Annotated in this window: 16 protein-coding genes; 4 read left to right on the top strand and 12 right to left on the bottom strand. The window is 53.5% G+C overall.

Annotated features, from left to right (window positions below; all coding sequences use genetic code 11):
• Positions 1–162: 162 nt before the first annotated feature.
• Together LC354_RS22890 and LC354_RS22885 are read right to left on the bottom strand one after the other, a co-directional pair.
• Positions 163–462, bottom strand: coding sequence for a type II toxin-antitoxin system RelE/ParE family toxin (locus tag LC354_RS22890; protein ID WP_223428243.1), 300 nt, complete (start codon positions 460–462; stop codon positions 163–165).
• Complete coding sequence (locus tag LC354_RS22885) at positions 459–716, bottom strand: type II toxin-antitoxin system ParD family antitoxin (RefSeq protein ID WP_223428241.1); 258 nt, start codon at positions 714–716, stop codon at positions 459–461. The genes LC354_RS22890 and LC354_RS22885 overlap by 4 nt, the downstream gene beginning before the upstream one ends.
• Before the next feature lie 392 nt (positions 717–1,108).
• Here LC354_RS22885 and LC354_RS22880 point away from each other — a divergent pair, with 392 nt between their 5' ends.
• Positions 1,109–1,432: a tyrosine-type recombinase/integrase gene (locus LC354_RS22880; RefSeq protein ID WP_223428239.1), complete on the top strand. Its 324-nt coding sequence runs from the start codon at positions 1,109–1,111 to the stop codon at positions 1,430–1,432.
• Between the two features lie 51 nt (positions 1,433–1,483).
• On the opposite strand, the gene LC354_RS22875 is transcribed toward LC354_RS22880, so the two are convergent.
• Positions 1,484–2,770, bottom strand: coding sequence for an ATP-binding protein (locus LC354_RS22875; RefSeq protein ID WP_223428233.1), 1,287 nt, complete (start codon positions 2,768–2,770; stop codon positions 1,484–1,486).
• Between the two features lie 318 nt (positions 2,771–3,088).
• Between LC354_RS22875 and LC354_RS28120 the strand changes: the two genes are divergently transcribed.
• Positions 3,089–3,262 carry a tyrosine-type recombinase/integrase gene (locus tag LC354_RS28120; protein ID WP_223428247.1) on the top strand — a complete coding sequence of 58 codons (174 nt, stop codon included), beginning with the start codon at positions 3,089–3,091 and terminating at the stop codon, positions 3,260–3,262.
• Positions 3,263–3,475: 213 nt separating this feature from the next.
• Here LC354_RS28120 and LC354_RS28115 read toward each other — a convergent pair whose 3' ends face one another.
• Positions 3,476–3,811, bottom strand: coding sequence for a type II toxin-antitoxin system death-on-curing family toxin (locus LC354_RS28115; protein WP_223428231.1), 336 nt, complete (start codon positions 3,809–3,811; stop codon positions 3,476–3,478).
• Between LC354_RS28115 and LC354_RS22855 the strand changes: the two genes are divergently transcribed.
• Positions 3,800–4,096, top strand: a complete 297-nt coding sequence (locus LC354_RS22855) for a transposase (RefSeq protein WP_223428228.1) — start codon at positions 3,800–3,802, stop codon at positions 4,094–4,096. The genes LC354_RS28115 and LC354_RS22855 overlap by 12 nt on opposite strands.
• A complete protein-coding gene (locus tag LC354_RS22850) occupies positions 4,093–4,992 on the top strand; it encodes an IS3 family transposase (RefSeq protein WP_223428223.1) in 900 nt (299 codons plus the stop codon). The genes LC354_RS22855 and LC354_RS22850 overlap by 4 nt, the downstream gene beginning before the upstream one ends.
• A gap of 60 nt (positions 4,993–5,052) precedes the next feature.
• Here LC354_RS22850 and LC354_RS22845 read toward each other — a convergent pair whose 3' ends face one another.
• From LC354_RS22845 to LC354_RS22810, 8 genes are read right to left on the bottom strand one after another with little or no spacing between them, the layout of a single operon-like run.
• Entirely contained in the window at positions 5,053–6,177 is a 1,125-nt protein-coding gene (locus tag LC354_RS22845) for a hypothetical protein (protein WP_223428222.1), read from the bottom strand.
• Positions 6,150–7,247 carry a DegT/DnrJ/EryC1/StrS family aminotransferase gene (locus LC354_RS22840; protein WP_223428221.1) on the bottom strand — a complete coding sequence of 366 codons (1,098 nt, stop codon included), beginning with the start codon at positions 7,245–7,247 and terminating at the stop codon, positions 6,150–6,152. The genes LC354_RS22845 and LC354_RS22840 overlap by 28 nt, the downstream gene beginning before the upstream one ends.
• Entirely contained in the window at positions 7,244–8,020 is a 777-nt protein-coding gene (locus LC354_RS22835; protein ID WP_223428220.1) for a WxcM-like domain-containing protein, read from the bottom strand. The genes LC354_RS22840 and LC354_RS22835 overlap by 4 nt, the downstream gene beginning before the upstream one ends.
• A complete protein-coding gene (locus LC354_RS22830; protein WP_223428214.1) occupies positions 8,017–8,535 on the bottom strand; it encodes a GNAT family N-acetyltransferase in 519 nt (172 codons plus the stop codon). Before LC354_RS22830 ends, LC354_RS22835 begins: the two co-directional genes overlap by 4 nt.
• Positions 8,536–8,573: 38 nt before the next feature.
• Positions 8,574–9,836, bottom strand: a complete 1,263-nt coding sequence (gene tviB, locus LC354_RS22825) for a Vi polysaccharide biosynthesis UDP-N-acetylglucosamine C-6 dehydrogenase TviB (RefSeq protein WP_263289557.1) — start codon at positions 9,834–9,836, stop codon at positions 8,574–8,576.
• Positions 9,837–9,844: 8 nt separating this feature from the next.
• On the bottom strand, positions 9,845–10,855 hold the full coding sequence (locus tag LC354_RS22820) for an NAD-dependent epimerase/dehydratase family protein (RefSeq protein WP_223428211.1): 1,011 nt from the start codon (positions 10,853–10,855) through the stop codon (positions 9,845–9,847).
• Between the two features lie 36 nt (positions 10,856–10,891).
• The gene (locus tag LC354_RS22815; RefSeq protein WP_223428209.1) at positions 10,892–12,034 is read right to left on the bottom strand and encodes a glycosyltransferase family 4 protein; all 1,143 of its coding nucleotides are present in this window, start codon (positions 12,032–12,034) and stop codon (positions 10,892–10,894) included.
• Entirely contained in the window at positions 12,012–12,446 is a 435-nt protein-coding gene (locus tag LC354_RS22810; protein ID WP_223428207.1) for a VanZ family protein, read from the bottom strand. Before LC354_RS22810 ends, LC354_RS22815 begins: the two co-directional genes overlap by 23 nt.
• Positions 12,447–12,854: the final 408 nt, after the last annotated feature.

Genomic DNA, 12,854 nt, shown 5'->3' with positions numbered 1-12,854 from the left:
TCCTCGTTGCTTGGTGATACTTCACCATTCTGGCACATTGCGATGCCGCTGAGCGGGGGTATCCACACCATCAACGCCCCGTGACGAAGAGATCCGGCTCTGACGAACGGGATCTCCCCCAAAGTCCGGCGGTGAAACATACCGGGTCTTGGTAGCAATGCCTCAGCCGTTGGGAAACAGGATGGGCTCTATGTCCATTGCCCCGTTCAACACGTGCAGGACGACGGTTCGATCAGCTTTAACGCGAAAGAAAATCAAATACCGACCATGGACCCGGCGGCGAACACCGTGGCTCTCATAACGCGGGACGATGGGCCATGCCTCGGGCATATCAGCCAGTTCTGTGCAGCTGCGGAAAAGCTCCCGCACGAAGCTCAGGGCCCGGATCGGATTATCTTGTGCGATGTAGTCGCCAATCGCTTCTAGATCAGCCTCTGCCGCAGCCGTAAGTTCTACTCTCATTTTGCATCGCGACCCATGGCCTCATACTTGGCTTCAAGCCGTGCGAACACATCGCCTGTAGGGTTGGTGCGCCCTGCCTCTGCGTCTTCAATCCCTTTGGCGAGTGCGTGGTCAAGTACGGCGAGTCTTGCCTCGCGCTCTTGAATCAGGCGTATGCCCTCGCGCAGAACTTCGCTCTTGGAATTATAGCGCCCAGTCTCGACAAGTTTCGCGACGAAGCCCTCTAGTTGCGATCCAAGGTCTGCGCTGATCATTGTTCCCTCCAAAGCGTGTAGGTTCGAGAATACTAGGCTTGATAATAGTTATCAAGTCCGACGCTCCAAATTTCGACGCCATAAAGCCAGATGTCCGAGAAATCCTGTTCTGCCTTCGGGCGGATCGTCCAAGACTTAGCGGCCATGTTGGCCCCGCATCCGTAACAGAAACTTTGCCGTATCCATTGGCCTCGGATCACCGCTTTGCACGCCTTCGTTAATCGCGCTCTGAAGCGTTGCAATCACTTCGACCCAAGCCTGATTACGCCGTATCAGATCACGCATATAGTCACCAGACTCTGGTATTGTCGCGGTTTGGTGCCCCTCTTTTGACAGCGTAATGTGCAGTAAAGGGGATAAGCTATGAGCTTCTGCCCCGCCGATCCGAACTGGTGGCATTGACAACCAATGATCTGGAAACCTTGGCTGATGGAACGATGCGGGTCATCATCCGGCGCAGCAAGGCCGACCCGTTCGGGCAGGGGCGCGTCGCATTCACGTCCAAGAGCAACGCTGACGCTGTGGAAGAATGGCTGACATGGCGCGGGTCCGAGGATATTGATGCCTTTAGCAGGCATTCACTTCGCGTTGGTGCGGCGCAGGATATGCTCTGTGCCGGATATGAAGTGGCAGCCATCATGCGAGCGGGAGGCTGGAAGTCGGTGAATATTCTGGGGCGGTATCTGGAGATGTCGGAGCATAATGTCTGTGCGTGAAGCACGCTCAAAATACAGTGTCAGGGTTCGCACCTAACTGTCGTTATAAGGTTAAAGCGTAACTCGGCTCCAAAGAGTGCTCACCGGCAACGCGTAATTCCCACCGCCAAAAGAGAGCTTTTTCTGACCCAGATAGAACACTATACCCGTGCAAACTTTAGTCCGGCCAGGCCCTTCTTTTGAGAACCATTTCAGATGCTTGAAATCGTCATGGTTTACCGAAGCAGATGATTTCACTTCGACGTTGACCAGATGATTGCCCCCATCGATCAAAATATCAATCTCGCGCTGTTCAGAGCTGCGCCAATGATAAAGCCGATAGTCGGAATCCTGCAAAGGAAGAGCACGCTGCAATTCGCCGGCAACAAAACTCTCCAACAGCCCGCCCAAAGCTTGCGGTGTATTGTCTATCGCAAACGTCGCGTCGGTGAAACGACGCAACGCACAGGCGATCCCGGAATCCACGAAATGATACTTGGGTTGTTTGATCTCACGTTTGCCTTCGCCTGATGTCCAGGCTCCGAGTTTTGTGAGCATCGAAAGGCGGACAAGGATATCAAGGTACTGATCGACAGTCACGCGTTGCAGCTTTGTCAATTTGGCAAGTTCAGAGGTATTGGTTTCCTGTGCGGATCGCGCAGCCATCTGATCAATCAGTATTCGCAAGGCATCCGGCTTTCGAACTGGCGTTATGTCGGCCACATCCCGCTCGACCACGGCATCAATGTAATCACGATATCCGCGTTGCCGTGATCGCAGGGGCAGTTTTCTGGTTTCGGGAAACCCACCGGCCAAAATCAGATTAATATAGTCGCTGCGGGCGAGTGGTTCTGGATCAGATATCTGGCCGAGGTTCGGATTTTTTTGCATCGCCCAGTCCACGAGTTGGCTAACTGGCCCACTTTTGATTTCAGCCACCGACAAGGGCCAGAGTTTCAGCGTGCGCATCCTGCCTGCCAGCGAGTCAGCTACGTCAGTAGTCGTAAATATGTTAGAGGAGCCGGTGAGTACAAATTGGCCTTTACGTCGGTCCGTATCGACTATCATCTTGATCGCAAGCGCCAACTTTTTTGACCGTTGAGCCTCGTCGATAATGAGCGGAGCCTGCCCCAGATCCTGCATCAGGCTGGCGAGCTGTCCTTCTGGATCCGCCTCCATGGCTGACAAGACTGCTACGTCATCCAGCGTGATAAAGCGGCCATGCCCGAACAAATCCCTAACAAGCGTTGTCTTGCCAACCTGTCTGGGTCCAATCAGGTTCACCACGCGCGCGGAAGCTACGGCTTCTTCCAATTCGACAACAAGGTGTCTCTGCAGGTATGCCTCTGTCTCAGTCATGGACCTACCATCTCCTTCAACTCACTGTCGGCTGCCACACTGAAAGGCTGTCCGCGATATGTGTAGTAGAAGTTCCGCTATTTGTCTATTAGGAAGCCAGCCATTCGATCAATAGATGGCCTGCGCTTTGTTCATTTGGTGAAGACCCAGTCAATATTCTGTCGACCCAAAATGTTCCAACGTCTCTCGATCCGGCAAGTTACGCAAGCGTTCCAAGTCAAACGTCACAAGGGGTTTTTTGGTGGTCACAACCGTATAAGACGACCCGCGTCGTAGGCGACGTGGCCCGCTGGCGATCAACTCCCATAGGCTGCATGGCTGGACCCCGGGAATACCGATGCCTTCAGTGGGCATTCACTCCGGGTCGGCGCGGCACAGGATCTGCTCTGTGCCGGATATGACACGGCGGCCATCATGCGGGCGGGTGGCTGGAAGTCGGTGAATATTCTGGGGCGGTATCTGGAGATGGCAGAACATAATGTCTGGGCGTAAAGCGCGCTCGAAAACATGCGCTCAAAATTCGATGTCAGGGGGCAAAGTCTCGATAACGTGGAACATCAAAGGATTACCAAATAGCAAAGCTTGGAATGTAGGAGATCTACCTTTGAGTCGGGGGTTCTTGGCCGCACCTCGTTCGAAGTCAAAAAAATGGCCGCAATTTACCTTGCGAAATCGATATTCACGGGGCGGCAATACTCGGGGTCATTAGGTTTTCTGGCCAACCATCGACCTCAGCCAGTGAGCAAGATCTTCTGCTTCCAGCTTGCCCTGCGCCAGAAGAATAATGCGCTCGGCGACGTCTTCCACAGCCCAGTCAATTGCAACGCTGTTGATATCGAGGCATACGTCCATGGATTGGTGTGCCGTACGTTTGTTGCCGTCGTTGAAGCAATGGACCTGACCGATCGCCTCGGCATAACAAGCCGCCAGAGCAAACGCGTCCTCAATCAAGCCATACGCAAGGCGTGAACTTCGTCCCTGTTTCCGGACACTGGGGTACTTTACCCCTGTCCATGAAAGGGGCACCGAATGGGACAACATCGACGGAACTACACGGACGAGTATAAGGCCGCTGCGGTTGAACGGCTTTATGAGCCAGGCGCGACACAGGGTGGAGTTGCCCGGGAGCTTGGGATCACCGGCACGCAGCTGAAGACCTGGCGGCTTGAGATTGAAGCGTTTGGCTCAGCTGAAGCCAAGCGTCGGCAGCAGGCTGATGCGGCGGAACTGGCGCGACTGCGCAAAGAGAACAAACGCCTGACAGAGGAAGTGGAGATTTTGCACAAAGCATCCGCTTTTTTCGCGACACGGGCGGTGAAACCATGACGAACAAACGCACATTCGTTACTGCCCACAAAGCTCGATATGCGGTTTCTACACTTTGCAGAGTTCTGAAGATTTCCCGAGGCTGGTTTTATGGCTTTCTGGCCAGCCAACCCGTGAGGGATCAGCGCAAAGCAGCCCGAGACGCCCAGGATTTGGAGCTGCTACCCAAGATCAAGACCTTTTTCAAAGCCAGTAAGAAATGCTACGGATCAAAGCGGATCCATCAAGACTTGGTGGCCGATGGCGAAACCGTCTCTGAGCGGCGGGTGGCGCGGATCATGAGGGAAAACAAGGTATCCCCGCGCCTGAACAAGCGACGCAAGCCTGTGACAACGGATAGCAATCACAAGATGAGCCCGTCGCCGAATCTCTTGGAGCAGGAGTTCCACTGCCTCACTCCCAATACGGTTTGGTTGGCCGATATCACCTATATCGATACGGATGAAGGCTGGCTCTATCTGGCAGGTGTGAAAGACATGGCCACGCGGGAAATCGTTGGTTGGGCGATGGAAGACCACATGCGGGCTGAGCTTTGCTGTGATGCCCTGACGATGGCCTTGGGCCGCAGAGGCCCTGTTCCCGGTCTGATCCACCACTCCGACAGGGGCAGCCAATACGCTGGCACAGAATATCGCAAACTGATCAAAAAGGCAGGGCTCACGCAATCCATGAGCCGCAAGGGCGAGTGCCTGGACAATGCACCCATGGAAAGCTTCTTTGCATCATTGAAAAAGGAGTTGGTTCACCGTCAGCGGTTCAAAACTCGCGCACAGGCCAAGGCTGCAATCTTCGAATACATCGAGGTTTTCTACAACAGGCAGAGACGCCATTCCGGGATCGGATACCAAACGCCGCAACAGGCGTTCAACAATATGACTTGGAAAATGGCCGCATAGGGTCAATAATCAAACTGTCCAGTTATAGGGACGAAGTCCATTAATGGGTGTGCTGCCTAGTTACTTCAGGCTCGGGTCCATCCACCAAGAAAAACTGTCATTGAAAAGGTTCCAGTTCCTAATTGCTCTATTGGAACTAACGCGGCCAAGAATGTGACCTGAAATAAGTGCTGACTCTCTCATGAAATAGTTGACAAACAGCGTAGCTCTTAAGTCGGTCGGCTTTGACTTCTCCACTGCAACAGGAATGACTTGCTGAAGTGCCTCGGCTAGCTCACCTGAACCAATGGATCTTAGGATGTGAGTGCTCCGATTTTCAAAAAGTTCATTCAAACCTAGGTTGTAGAGATCAAACATGCATGGAGCACTCATCCCTACGTCATCATTGTCAAGAAGCCAGATATCTTCATCGACCAAAATATTCGCAACGTTAAAGTCTCCATGGACTTTCACAAAAAAGTACCGCCTGGCAAGATCTTCAACTTCCTTTTGGCGACGCAGATACACACTCCTAATGTTCTGAGGCAGTAACTGCGCGACTTCATGGAAGCAGTGTAGGATTATTTCTGGTTTTGGTGGTTCTTTTTGCTCTTCAATGTAGTGCTTATAGATATCAAATATTCTCTTTACTGCTTGGATTTGATCATCTTTTCGCAATATGCCCAATGCGGGTGATTGCGCCAACTGATCTTGACGAAATAGTCCGACACTGTTGTGATATAGGCTTGAATCTGGTCGGTGGAAAAAATCAAAGATAGGCAGGCTTAGTTTGCCCTTATAGAGGTTCCACGCCTCATTGCTCGTCTCTGTTAGTACTCGCTTTTTTTGATAGTCAAAAAACTTCAGCTCACTTGTCCTGGATAAATATATGACAGATGCGCTCTCTTCCTTTTTTCCTCCCGTCACAAACATATGGTTCAGGCCAAGGGCCGCCGCTAATATCTTTTTAAATCTCTTAGAGTAGGATGAATTTTCACGTTCCACAATTTGTGAATAATTCTTGAAATCGCCATGCTTGGATCCTACTCTCGATGAGTATTTATTATTTACTCTCCATATACCATTTTCCATAAGAGCCTTATATTTTTTGATCCGGTGTTTTACCATCAATCGATGTAATATAGCCTTTAACGAGATAGCCAATTGAAATTTTTGTTTCATATGTTGCGATATATTGATTGGCATGCAAATCTATTTGCGTTTTTGTCCAAATGCGGTCCCATTGGCAAGCTGAGCACCTCGCTTGCCAGAGTGTGTGCCAAGGGCAGGGCATCGGGTGCTATTCCTAGCCCGGCGTAGGCTTGCTGCATATGGGGTGGGATTGGGTAGTGAATGAGTGTGCCGATACCAGCCTCTGTCATGCGGCCCTGCAGCGCGTCACGATCAGACGTGCGCACCACGTAGAGATGCCATGCTGGATCTGCCCAATCAGGGACATGGGGTAATATTAGTCCGCTTTCTGCCAAACCCAAGTTATAGGCCGCGGCCACTGCGCGGCGGCGTTCAGTCCACTGATCCAGAACCCCCAACTTCACCCGCAAGATTGCCGCTTGCACTGGGTCGAGACGTGAATTCACACCCGCCTCTTCGTTCACGTATTTCTGCCTCGAGCCGTAATTGCGCAACAGCGCCACGCGTTCGGCCAACGCTGCATCATTCGTGGTGATAGCACCGGCATCCCCCAACGCGCCGAGGTTCTTACCCGGATAAAAACTCCAGCACACAATATCGCCATGGGCGCCAATCCGTGCTCCCTTATAGCGCGCACCATGTGCCTGTGCGGCATCCTCAATCACCCGCAATCCGTGACGCTGTGCGATGTCAAGGATCGGGTCCAAATCAGCGGGCTGGCCATAAAGGTGCACGGGCAACAGCGCGCGGGTTCGTGATGTAATCGCAGCTTCGATCCGCGCGGGGTCGATGTTGTGTGTTGTTTGGTCAGGTTCGACCGGAACCGGGGTGGCCCCCACTTCCGAGACTGCGAGCCAGGTGGCAATGTAGGTGTTGGAGGGCACGATCACCTCGTCGCCCGGCCCAATATCGAGCGCCCGCAGGGCCAGCGTCAGCGCGTCCAAACCGTTTGCCAGTCCAACCGCATGGCGAGCTTCACAGTAGGCAGCCCATTCGGACTCGAATGCCTCCACCTCGGGGCCAAGGATGTACCAGCCGCTCTCGAGAACGCGTGAGACTGCAGCATCTATCTCGGGTTTGAGCTCGCGGTAAGCAGCGCCGAGATCAAGAAAGGGAATTCTCATGTATTGCGTCTCTCTAGTTCGGCGAGGAATTCGTCATAGGTACGAAGGTAATCCTCAGCCTCGTAGGGGCGGGATGCGAAGACCAGCAGTACAGCATCGGGGCTATACCGATATTGTGTTCCCCATATCATTTCTGGCATGAAAACCCCCATTTCTGGGCGATCCAGTGTTACCTCACAGCGTTGTGCCCCATCATCCAGCAAAACCCGACACGAACCGTGCAGGCAAATGAGGAACTGCTGGCATTGTTTGTGTGCATGCTCTCCCCGAAGTTCAACAGACGGTACATCGAATACAGTGAAATAGCGTTTTGGCAGAAAAGGCACCTCTGTTGGCACCTCACCTACCGTCAGTGACCCGCGCGCATCTGTGACTTTTCGCATCAGGTAAAGCGCACTGTCGCCAACTCCAAGAGGAACCTGGCTCGGACGAGGCGTATCGATGAACTGGTGAATATCCAAATGCCGCGGAGCTGAAAGATCCGCGCTCTCGGATCCAGATGTATTTCGATAGCCAACGACCTGTGCGGGATTTCCCTCAACGATTGCATTCGGAGGAACCGATTTTAGAACGACTGCCCCAGCGCGGACCCAAGCACTTTGACCAACTGTCACGTTCTCTCCAATAACACTGGCTGCATCCAGCCGCGCGCCAGAGCATATAACGATGCCTTCTCCGGCAAGCACGACGCGGTCAGCCATTGTGATATCTGGACTAAGGACGGCAGATGAGGGGATTACACAATCGGAGGCGATTTTGCTGGCTTGTGTCATAACTTGGCTTCCGCCTCTTCAATTATTTTCATGTGATCCGCGCGATCTGCTTGGAAACGTTCTTGAGGGTAGACGAAGAATACATCCTGATCTGTTCGGTTGATTTCTGACATCCCGAGCCGACGATAAAAGCCCTTTGCATGTGTGTTCCCGATGCGAACGTCTACCAGTGCTCTTGCAAGACCAAGGCTTTCGAAGCCGATACCAAACGATAGCACTGCACTTTCCAACGCCGCCTTACGCGTCTTGTTCTCGTCTAGGATCCAGCTGCCCCACGTGAAGCTCTCCGCCTCGATATCGTAAAGCCGGACCAGCCCGCACCGCGTGCCATCTTTTCGTTCGATCACGTAGTAGAACTCTTGCCGCGCATCCTCTCTAGCCTTGTAATCTTCAATCCACTTACGCTGACTATCGGCCGTCCCGGTCACTTTGGAGAGGTGGGTATTGTATACGGGATTGCTTCGCAGACCATGAACATAGGCCGCGTCCTCAGGCTGTATCAGGCGCAGTGTCAAATTAGGTCCTTCAACCCGGGCGATCGACGACACGTCTCTCATAGCCGCAAATCACTTTCATCGCGCGCAAAGACGCTTTTCAAGTCGCAGAATATGTGACCGGGGCGACCGTACCCTCGCAGCGCAGCTGCTCCGGCCTCGAGATAGCTGTCATGCGCCACAGCCAGGATCACACCGTCATATGCCTCGGGCTCTAGCGTCGTGACCAATGCAATTCCGTATTCGCGCTGTGCCTCTGCCGGATCAACCCAGGGGTCATGCACATCTACGTGCACGCCGTAATCGCGTAATTCCGCCACCACATCCACAACCCGCGTATTGCGCAAATCGGGGCAGTTTTCCTTGAAGGTCAACCCCAGCACCAATACCCGGGCACCTTCAATCTGGATCCGGCGTTTGAGCATCGCCTTGACCATTTGCCCGACCACATACGCGCCCATGCCATCGTTGATCCGCCGACCTGCAAGGATTACCTGCGGATGATAGCCAATCTCCTCAGCCTTGTGGGTCAGATAGTAGGGGTCCACGCCAATACAGTGCCCGCCCACGAGTCCCGGCCGAAAGGGCAGGAAATTCCACTTGGTCCCTGCGGCCTTCAGCACGGCCTCCGTATCGATGCCCATCTTGTTAAAGATAATCGCCAGCTCGTTCACCAGGGCGATATTGAGGTCTCGTTGCGTATTTTCGATCACCTTGGCTGCTTCAGCCACGCGGATGCTCTCGGCCTTATAGGTGCCTGCTGTGATGATGCTGGAATAAAGCTGGTCGACCGTTTCGGCCACCTCTGGCGTTGAACCCGACGTCACCTTGCGAATGTCGGGCAGGCGGTGGGTTTTATCGCCTGGGTTGATCCGCTCAGGAGAATACCCTGCAAAGAAGTCCTTGTTGAAGGTTAGGCCCGAGACGCGTTCCAACACCGGCACGCAGTCTTCTTCCGTCGCACCGGGATAGACAGTGGATTCATAAATCACGATATCACCGCGCTTCAGAACTTTACCCAGAGTTTCGGAGGCCCTGATCAGCGGTGTCAGGTCGGGGCGCTTGTGCGCGTCAATCGGAGTAGGGACGGTGACAATGTAGATTGTCGCTGCAGCCAGATCAGCAGGGTTGGAGCTAAATGACAGTTGATCGGCTGTCCGCAGTTCATCCGTTGTCACTTCAAGCGTACTGTCGTGGCCCTCGCGCAATGCTTTGATGCGACCAGCGTTTATATCAAAGCCAATCACAGGGCGGATTTTGCCAAACTCTACAGCGAGCGGCAGACCGACATAGCCGAGGCCGATGACTGCAATTTTCTGCATATCTGAGGTCATTTTCCCGAGTATTCCAGATACCAATCCACAAACTTTGCAATGCCGTCACGGAAGTCCGTTTGCGGTCGATAGCCAGTGAGTGTTTTCAACAAATCCGCATTCGCCCATGTCGCAGGAACGTCGCCCGTCTGCATGCCCATATAATTCCGCTCTGCCTTCTGACCGAGGCAATCTTCGATTGCGTCGACGAAATCGAGCAGGCGCACCTTGTCGGAATTGCCGATATTCACGACACGGTAGGGGGCCACGGGTGAGAGGTTGTCGCCCTCGGGCACGACGCCATCTTCAGGCCGCACAGGCGCTACATCAATCAGCAGGCGGATCGCGCGTACAAGGTCATCGACGTAAGTAAAGTCGCGGTACATGTCGCCGTGGTTGTAGATATCGATTGGGCGACCATCGAGGATGGCATCGACAAATTTGTAGAGCGCGAGATCGGGACGACCCCAAGGTCCATAGACGGTGAAAAACCGGAACATCGTAGTCGGCAAATCATAGAGATGGGCATAGGCGTGTCCCATGCTCTCGTTGGCTTTTTTTGTGGCGGCATAAATTGTCAGCTGGGTGTCGGCTTTTTCGGTCTCGATGAACGGCATCTCAGTGTTGGCACCGTAAACCGATGAGGTCGATGCCATAAGAAGATGTTGCACGCCCAAGCGGCGCGCGGCCTCCATCACGTTAAACGTACCAATCACATTGCTGTCGAGGTAGGCGCGCGGGTTCTCTAAGCTGTAGCGGACGCCCGCCTGAGCGGCGAGGTGGACAATCACATCAGGCGCGAACGCATCCGCAATGCTGTCAAACAATGCCTGATCCTCAAGCATACCTTCGGTTGCAGCGAAGTTTGGATTTTGCAAAAGCATTTGATGGCGACGTTGTTTCAGAGCGACGTCATAATAATCGGTCATGCCGTCATAGCCGTGGACGACAAAACCCTCCGCCAAAAGCAGCTTGGCGAGATGAAAGCCGATAAATCCGGCTGTGCCTGTAATGAGGATCTTCTTCAAACCAAAACTCCTTGATCAATTACTTTCCGAGCGGCTCTATGCACTCTTGGCATTCCGCTCATTGTTTGGTGTCGGACGTTGCGCGTCCATCACGTCCCGATAGGCCTTCACGACAAGGGACTGATCAAATTCGGCTGCCATCTTTGCGCGTCCTGCTTGTCCCATTGCTGCTTTGTCCGCTTGCGGCAGGGTCAGAAAGCTCTCAATACGTTCAGCGAGATCACTGGCATTGCGCACCTCGCATAAATACCCAGTGACATCTCTATCCACGACCGTGCGACACCCGGGCACATCGGTTGCGATCAACGGTCGCGCCATCGCTGCCGCCTCAATGAGCGTGCGCGGCGCGCCTTCCCGGTAGGACGGCAGGACGACGCAATGCGCCGCCGCAATATAAGGTCTGACATCTTCTGACGTGCCGAGATATTCGATGACGCCTTCCTCCTGCCAGGATCGAACAGTCGCCGCATCAATGGCTGTGCGATTGGCCGCATCAACCGCACCGAGAAGTTGGAAACGTGCCCGAGGGTGCGTGGACTTCACCTGTCGCGCAGCCTCGACAAATTCCAAAACACCCTTGTCGCGCAAAAGGCGGGCGATCATCAAAAAGATCGGCGCCTCACTCTCGCCAGGGAATTCGGTCGCCGCAAAGCGCTCGAGATCGATACCCGATCCAGGCAGCAGTTGGGCCTGGTCACGCGTGACCAGGCGCCGGTCAATGAAAAGGCCGCGGTCATCTTCATTTTGGAAAAAGATGGTCGACAGAGGGGAGAATGCCTTGCGATAGAGACTTTCGGCAATTTTCTGCAGCACGCCGCCTGACAGGAAAGCTGTGCCAAGACCCGTCACATTTGGAATGAAGGGGATGTTCAGTTTGCTGGCCGCCATTGCGCCAAAGATGTTGTTCTTGATGGTGTAGCTCAAAATGACATCTGGTTGCTCTGTTCGAAATATCCTCTTGAACCTGTGGAACAGCTTCAGATCCTGAAGTGGGTTCAGTCCCTTGACGCTCATGTCCAAAGGCAAGAACCGACATCCGAGGTTTTCCAGCTTTGTCACGCTGTCATCGCGTGGTGCCAAAACAGTGACGCGATGGCCATCTGCGATCAGCGCCTCCACCACAGGACGGCGGAAGTTCCAGATATTCCAGGCCGCATTAACGCTCAGTAGGATTTGCATCTAAATCATCTTCAAGGGGCGCGTTTTGCCCAACCGTTCGTATAATCGATGTCGCGTCGCCAGTATTGCCGCGCGCAGTCCTGACGTTCCACAAAGCTTTGCTCCCGATCCAAAGCACGACCGCTCCCAAAACAACCCCCGCCAGGCTCGCCAGGATATCGTCCAGTCCCGGATTTCGGCGCGGAAGCCAAAACTGTGCGACCTCGACGGCCCCAGCAAGCCCGGTAAGGAGCACTACGGATATAAGGCGTGGCCAAAGCGCCAGCACTGGCAGGCTGAGTGCAAAGAAGGCAAGCGCATGCAGAGCCAGATCATTCTTCCCCTGCAGCCAGCGCCGATCGGGCAGCGGTGCGTCAGAAATGATGCCATAGTACAAAACAACCCCGACCAAAGTGATCGCCGTTACTGACATAGTGGCTCGGCAAATTAAGCTGGTCACGCCTGAATTGAATTCTCTGTTTTAAGTCGAATAATGAATTTTTGAGCACTATTATGTGCTGTATGGAAAACCCGGGCTACCTTTAAGCGACACATTGCAAGCCCTCAGAAACCACTATGTCTGTCTGTTCAAGACATGTCTCAGGTTGTGTTCCGCATCAGGAACATCCGACCCAAACCCGCGATACCCCATACTTTATTTATCCGCTACTACGGCAACAAAGGAACCTTGTTATGCAACGGAGATATGCCCAAAAGTTGGTGACGTCTGTCATCAGGCGGCGTTTTTAAGTTGCTTGATCCCGTCCTTGAACTCAACCCCCTGAATGACTTCGGGCAGGCGGTTTGGTCCGGAGATCTTTCGCCACTTCTTCTTTGCTGA

It is taken from the genome of Tateyamaria pelophila, from assembly GCF_019966495.1.
Classification (GTDB): domain Bacteria; phylum Pseudomonadota; class Alphaproteobacteria; order Rhodobacterales; family Rhodobacteraceae; genus Tateyamaria; species Tateyamaria pelophila.
This window is presented reverse-complemented; position numbering and strand designations above follow the sequence as displayed.

Bases quoted from the DNA above. Each gene is read 5' to 3' on its own strand.
- LC354_RS22885 (WP_223428241.1), bottom strand. From the start codon at position 716: ATGATCAGCGCAGACCTTGGATCGCAACTAGAGGGCTTCGTCGCGAAA.
- tviB (WP_263289557.1), bottom strand. From the start codon at position 9,836: ATGCAGAAAATTGCAGTCATCGGCCTCGGCTATGTCGGTCTGCCGCTC.
- LC354_RS22850 (WP_223428223.1), top strand. From the start codon at position 4,093: ATGACGAACAAACGCACATTCGTTACTGCCCACAAAGCTCGATATGCG.
- LC354_RS28115 (WP_223428231.1), bottom strand. From the start codon at position 3,811: ATGTTGTCCCATTCGGTGCCCCTTTCATGGACAGGGGTAAAGTACCCC.
- LC354_RS22835 (WP_223428220.1), bottom strand. From the start codon at position 8,020: ATGACACAAGCCAGCAAAATCGCCTCCGATTGTGTAATCCCCTCATCT.
- LC354_RS22875 (WP_223428233.1), bottom strand. From the start codon at position 2,770: ATGACTGAGACAGAGGCATACCTGCAGAGACACCTTGTTGTCGAATTG.
- LC354_RS22890 (WP_223428243.1), bottom strand. From the start codon at position 462: ATGAGAGTAGAACTTACGGCTGCGGCAGAGGCTGATCTAGAAGCGATT.
- LC354_RS22855 (WP_223428228.1), top strand. From the start codon at position 3,800: ATGGGACAACATCGACGGAACTACACGGACGAGTATAAGGCCGCTGCG.
- LC354_RS22845 (WP_223428222.1), bottom strand. From the start codon at position 6,177: ATGCCAATCAATATATCGCAACATATGAAACAAAAATTTCAATTGGCT.
- LC354_RS22810 (WP_223428207.1), bottom strand. From the start codon at position 12,446: ATGTCAGTAACGGCGATCACTTTGGTCGGGGTTGTTTTGTACTATGGC.
- LC354_RS22840 (WP_223428221.1), bottom strand. From the start codon at position 7,247: ATGAGAATTCCCTTTCTTGATCTCGGCGCTGCTTACCGCGAGCTCAAA.
- LC354_RS22815 (WP_223428209.1), bottom strand. From the start codon at position 12,034: ATGCAAATCCTACTGAGCGTTAATGCGGCCTGGAATATCTGGAACTTC.